The sequence below is a fragment of the Nocardioides marmoraquaticus genome (assembly GCF_054777915.1).
The window spans coordinates 1-584 of the sequence record NZ_BAAHAA010000062.1 but is presented as its reverse complement, the minus strand read 5'-3'; the positions used below and the strand labels follow the sequence as shown (position 1 = coordinate 584).

General features: G+C 67.8%; 1 protein-coding gene. It reads left to right on the top strand.

What is annotated here, in order from left to right; genetic code table 11:
* Positions 1–584, top strand: a 584-nt coding sequence (locus ACYU8I_RS18885) for a PKD domain-containing protein (protein ID WP_460843891.1), incomplete at both ends; no start/stop codon positions are given.

Below are 584 nucleotides of genomic sequence, written 5' to 3'. Positions count from 1 at the left end.
TCGAGCCTCACCTACGCGTGGGACTTCGGTGACGGCACGTCGGGAACGGGCCGGACGGCGCAGCACACGTACGCTGCTTCGGGGACGTACACGGTCACGTTGACGGTGACGGACGAGGGTGGTGCTACGGACACCGAGACCGCGCAGGTCTCCGTGGTGAAGGCCAACGTCGCGCCGATGGCTGCGTTCACGCAGACGGCGTCGGATCTCGAGGTGGCCTTCGACGGTCAGGCGTCGAGTGACTCCGACGGGTCGGTGGTGTCGTACGAGTGGGACTTCGGTGACGACAGCGTCACTGGTTCGGGGGTGGCTCCGACTCACACGTACGCCGCGACCGGGACCTACGCGGTGAAGCTGACGGTCACCGACGACCGGGGTGGGAAGAACACCCTGACCAAGAACGTGAGCGTGCAGGCGGCGAACGTCGCTCCTACGGCGTCGTTCACGACGACGTCGAGCAGTCTCGACGTGGCGGTGGACGCCTCGGCGTCGAGCGACTCGGACGGCACGATCGCGTCGTACTCGTGGAGCTGGGGTGACGGCACGGCCGCAGGGTCGGGCAGGAACGCCACGCACACCTACGC